This window comes from Nocardioides sp. YR527, assembly GCF_900101045.1.
Classification (GTDB): domain Bacteria; phylum Actinomycetota; class Actinomycetes; order Propionibacteriales; family Nocardioidaceae; genus Nocardioides.
This window is the reverse complement of record NZ_FNFN01000019.1, coordinates 1-5,717: the sequence shown is the minus strand read 5'-3', so window position 1 is coordinate 5,717 and position 5,717 is coordinate 1. Positions and strand designations below refer to the sequence as shown.

2 rRNA genes are annotated in these 5,717 nt (G+C 54.9%); both read right to left on the bottom strand.

Features of this window, described 5'->3' with window-relative positions:
* Positions 1-25 precede the first annotated feature (25 nt).
* A 23S ribosomal RNA gene (locus tag BLT25_RS29320) occupies positions 26-3,118 on the bottom strand.
* Between the two features lie 511 nt (positions 3,119-3,629).
* Positions 3,630-5,143, bottom strand: a 16S ribosomal RNA gene (locus tag BLT25_RS29315).
* Together the 16S and 23S rRNA genes form the textbook arrangement of a ribosomal RNA operon.
* Positions 5,144-5,717 lie beyond the last annotated feature (574 nt).

The following is a 5,717-nucleotide window of genomic DNA, read 5'->3' as shown; positions in this document are numbered from 1 at the left end:
TTGTTGTTTTTGTTGAGGGTTTATGAAAGATAAGCCCTCGGCCTATTAGTACCGGTCGGCTGGGCATCACTGCTGTACACCTCCGGCCTATCAACCCCATAGTCTGTAGGGGGCCTTAACCCATAAAGGGTGGGAAACCTCATCTTGAAACGTGCTTCCCGCTTAGATGCGTTCAGCGGTTATCACTTCCGAACGTAGCCAACCAGCCATGCACCTGGCGGTACAACTGGCACACCAGAGGTTCGTCCATCCCGGTCCTCTCGTACTAGGGACAGCCTTTCTCAAGTTTCCTACGCGCGCGGCGGATAGGGACCGAACTGTCTCACGACGTTCTAAACCCAGCTCGCGTGCCGCTTTAATGGGCGAACAGCCCAACCCTTGGGACCTACTCCAGCCCCAGGATGCGACGAGCCGACATCGAGGTGCCAAACCATCCCGTCGATATGGACTCTTGGGGAAGATCAGCCTGTTATCCCCGGGGTACCTTTTATCCGTTGAGTGACCACGCTTCCACATGCCGTGGCCAGATCACTAGTTCCGACTTTCGTCCCTGCTCGACATGTCTGTCTCACAGTCAAGCTCCCTTGTGCACTTACACTCGCCACCTGATTGCCAACCAGGCTGAGGGAACCTTTGAGCGCCTCCGTTACATTTTAGGAGGCAACCGCCCCAGTTAAACTACCCATCAGGCACTGTCCCTGAACCAGATCATGGTCCGAAGTTAGACATCTAGTACGACCAGAGTGGTATTTCAACGATGACTCCACACACACTGGCGTGTGCGCTTCACAGTCTCCCACCTATCCTACACAAGCCGAACCAAACACCAATACCAAACTATAGTAAAGGTCCCGGGGTCTTTCCGTCCTGCCGCGCGTAACGAGCATCTTTACTCGTAGTGCAATTTCGCCGAGTCCACGGTTGAGACAGCGCCCAAGTCGTTACTCCATTCGTGCAGGTCGGAACTTACCCGACAAGGAATTTCGCTACCTTAGGATGGTTATAGTTACCACCGCCGTTTACTGGGGCTTAAATTCTGAGCTTCGCCGTGAGGCTAACCCGTCCTCTTAACCTTCCAGCACCGGGCAGGAGTCAGTCCGTATACATCGTCTTACAACTTCGCACGGACCTGTGTTTTTAGTAAACAGTCGCTTGGGCCTGGTCTCTGCGGCCCTTCACGCTTCCCCCAGCTAGTGGGTTCACGATCCGGGCCCCCCTTCTCCCGAAGTTACGGGGGCATTTTGCCGAGTTCCTTAACCATGGTTCGCTCGATCGCCTCGGTATTCTCTACCTGATCACCTGAGTCGGTTTGGGGTACGGGCGGCTCATGACTCGCTAGAGGTTTTTCTCGACAGCATAGGATCATCGACTTCACCAAACGGCTCCCCATCACATCTCAGACATACAGAGCCCGGATTTGCCTAGACTCAGTCCTACATGCTTGGCCGGCGACAACCATCGCGCCGGTTCGACTACCTTCCTGCGTCACCCCATCACTTGACTACTACACACTCGGGTCCCATGTTCCACACACACGCCTCACCCCGAAGGGATCGGTCACGTGCGCTTCAGATGGTTAGCATCATGCGCCTCATCATGGGCGTCATTTCGCCGGTACGGGAATATCAACCCGTTGTCCATCGACTACGCCTGTCGGCCTCGCCTTAGGTCCCGACTTACCCAGGGCAGATTAGCTTGACCCTGGAACCCTTGATCAATCGGCGGATGTGTTTCTCACACATCATTCGCTACTCATGCCTGCATTCTCACTCGCGTACCGTCCACCGCTGGATCACTCCGCTGCTTCACTCGATACACGACGCTCCCCTACCCACCCCGGAAAACCGGAGTGCCATAGCTTCGGCGGATAACTTGAGCCCCGCTACATTGTCGGCGCGGAATCACTTGACCAGTGAGCTATTACGCACTCTTTCAAGGGTGGCTGCTTCCAAGCCAACCTCCTGGTTGTCACTGCGACTCCACATCCTTTTCCACTTAGTTATCGCTTAGGGGCCTTAGCTGATGGTCTGGGCTGTTTCCCTCTCGACAATGGAGCTTATCCCCCACTGTCTCACTGCTGCGCTCTCACTTACCGGCATTCGGAGTTTGGCTAACGTCAGTAACCTGGTCGGGCCCATCGGCTATCCAGTGCTCTACCTCCGGCAAGAAACACGCAACGCTGCACCTAAATGCATTTCGGGGAGAACCAGCTATCACGAAGTTTGATTGGCCTTTCACCCCTAACCACAGGTCATCCCCTCCATTTTCAACTGAAGTGGGTTCGGTCCTCCACGCCGTCTTACCGGCGCTTCAACCTGCCCATGGCTAGATCACTTCGCTTCGGGTCTAGAGCGCGCGACTCAATCGCCCTATTAGGACTCGCTTTCGCTACGGCTACCCCACACGGGTTAACCTTGCCACACACCGCTAACTCGCAGGCTCATTCTTCAAAAGGCACGCCATCACCCCCACTGCTGTAAACAGCCGGCCGGGCTCTGACGGATTGTAGGCACACGGTTTCAGGTACTATTTCACTCCCCGCCAGGGGTACTTTTCACCTTTCCCTCACGGTACTGGTCCGCTATCGGTCATCAAGAAGTATTTAGGCTTAGCGGGTGGTCCCGCCAGATTCACACGACATTCCACGAGTGCCGTCCTACTTGGGAAGTACATCAACCCAGCCAAACACATACGATTACGGGGCTATCACCCGCTACGGCCCAGCTTCCCAACTGGTTCACCTTCATGCTTGGTTTCTTACTGAGCTCACCGCCGGCAGACGATGAAAGACATATCCCACAACCCCGACTACCCAACAACTGCCGTCTATCACAGGTAACCGGTTTGGCCTCATCCGATTTCGCTCGCCACTACTCTCGGAATCACTATTGTTTTCTCTTCCTACGGGTACTGAGATGTTTCACTTCCCCGCGTTCCCTCCACACGCCCTATAGATTCAGGCGCAGGTAACACGACATGACTCGTGCTGGGTTTCCCCATTCGGACACCCCCGGATCAACGCTCGGTTGCCAACTCCCCAGGGCTTATCGCAGGCTCCAACGTCCTTCTTCGGCTCTTGATGCCAAGGCATCCACCATGTGCCCTTCATAGCTTATCTCTCACAAACACTCAACAAAAACAACAAACACAACAACATCACATATCAAACATCACGTTGTCGAGCCTGTCATGCGCTACGAAGACCACGCACACACCAACACCCAAACCCAAGGCCGAAACCCCAGGCAGAGCGCCTACAAGGTGTGTGCATTCTTATTAAACAAGATGCTCGCGTCCACTATCCAACTATCAACATCCAGCACATCTTTCAGTGCCGGCCAGCCCGCACAACCCCATCCAGTGCTCATACCGAGCTCCTTCAGACGAAGGGGGCGAGAGACAACCACTCAACATTGCTTCAACATTGTTGTGTGATTCCTCAGGGCCCAACAGTGTGTCAAGACCAACCATCGCTACCAGCCATCAGGTTCCACGCCCACACCGAAGTGTGAACAGTACTGAGATGACCAGTCGCATCCGACTGATCGTTCATCGACGATTCCACTAGCGAGTAGCACCATCACCACACAACCGAATGTTGTGTGAATTCATGGCCACTTACTCCTTAGAAAGGAGGTGATCCAGCCGCACCTTCCGGTACGGCTACCTTGTTACGACTTCGTCCCAATCGCCAGCCCCACCTTCGACAGCTCCCCCCACAAGGGTTGGGCCACTGGCTTCGGGTGTTGCCGACTTTCGTGACGTGACGGGCGGTGTGTACAAGGCCCGGGAACGTATTCACCGCAGCGTTGCTGATCTGCGATTACTAGCGACTCCGACTTCATGGGGTCGAGTTGCAGACCCCAATCCGAACTGAGACCGGCTTTTTGGGATTCGCTCACCCTCACGGGATCGCAGCCCTTTGTACCGGCCATTGTAGCATGCGTGAAGCCCTGGACATAAGGGGCATGATGACTTGACGTCATCCCCACCTTCCTCCGAGTTGACCCCGGCAGTCTCCTATGAGTCCCCAACCGAATTGCTGGCAACATAGGACGAGGGTTGCGCTCGTTGCGGGACTTAACCCAACATCTCACGACACGAGCTGACGACAGCCATGCACCACCTGTACACCGACTAAAAGGGGCTACATCTCTGCAGCTTTCCGGTGTATGTCAAACCCAGGTAAGGTTCTTCGCGTTGCATCGAATTAATCCGCATGCTCCGCCGCTTGTGCGGGCCCCCGTCAATTCCTTTGAGTTTTAGCCTTGCGGCCGTACTCCCCAGGCGGGGCGCTTAATGCGTTAGCTGCGGCACGGAACCCGTGGAATGGATCCCACACCTAGCGCCCAACGTTTACGGTGTGGACTACCAGGGTATCTAATCCTGTTCGCTCCCCACACTTTCGCTCCTCAGCGTCAGGATACTCCCAGAGAACCGCCTTCGCCACCGGTGTTCCTCCTGATATCTGCGCATTTCACCGCTACACCAGGAATTCCATTCTCCCCTGAGTACCTCTAGTCTGCCCGTATCGAAAGCAGGCCAGGTGTTAAGCACCTGGTTTTCACTCCCGACGCGACAGACCGCCTACGAGCCCTTTACGCCCAATAATTCCGGACAACGCTCGGACCCTACGTATTACCGCGGCTGCTGGCACGTAGTTGGCCGGTCCTTCTTCTGCACATACCGTCACTTGCGCTTCGTCTGTGCTGAAAGAGGTTTACAACCCGAAGGCCGTCATCCCTCACGCGGCGTTGCTGGATCAGGCTTCCGCCCATTGTCCAATATTCCCCACTGCTGCCTCCCGTAGGAGTCTGGGCCGTGTCTCAGTCCCAGTGTGGCCGGTCACCCTCTCAGGCCGGCTACCCGTCGAAGCCTTGGTGAGCCATTACCTCACCAACAAGCTGATAGGCCGCGAGCACATCCCAGGCCGAAAAACTTTCCACAACCAGATCATGCAATCGGTTGTCGTATCCGGTATTAATCACCGTTTCCGGTGGCTATCCCAGAGCCTGGGGCAGATTACTCACGTGTTACTCACCCGTTCGCCGCTCGAGTACCCCGAAGGGCCTTTCCGCTCGACTTGCATGTGTTAAGCACGCCGCCAGCGTTCGTCCTGAGCCAGGATCAAACTCTCCGTTGAAAAACAACACCATAACCACCATCGGCAGTCATGGAAAAAGAGATGCCCTGACAGGAGACACTGACATGTTCCCAGTCCCGAAAGACTGGATAATTGCCAGAATCAATTGTCAAAGAAACCATCAACCATCATCCCCTTGGGATGTAGGTCGACGGGGCATAACAAACTAATTCGTCGACTATGACACACTGTTGAGTTCTCAAGAATCACACGCACACCGGTAGATTTCAGACATCCGTCTCAGCCAGTCCGGCGGCTCTTATTCGTTTTGTACTTCGCTTTGTTCTTCGTGCTGAACCTTAGCAGGCTTTCTTTCGCTTTCACAATTCGGCGCTTTCGCGTTTCCTTGCCAGCTCCAGAAGCCTTCTTCCGGTCCTGCCTCGCAGACTTTATCAGAGCCACTCTCGCTTTACCAACTCGGCGCTCTCGCGCTTTCCGCCGGTATTAGCAGTTGTTTCTCTGCTTCGTCTTACCCGACTTTAGCGGAGCCATTCTCACTTTCGCAATTCGGCGCTAACCGCGCTTTCCCGCTGAAAGTTTGAAGCCTTATCCGCCTCAGTCCTGGAGGACTTTA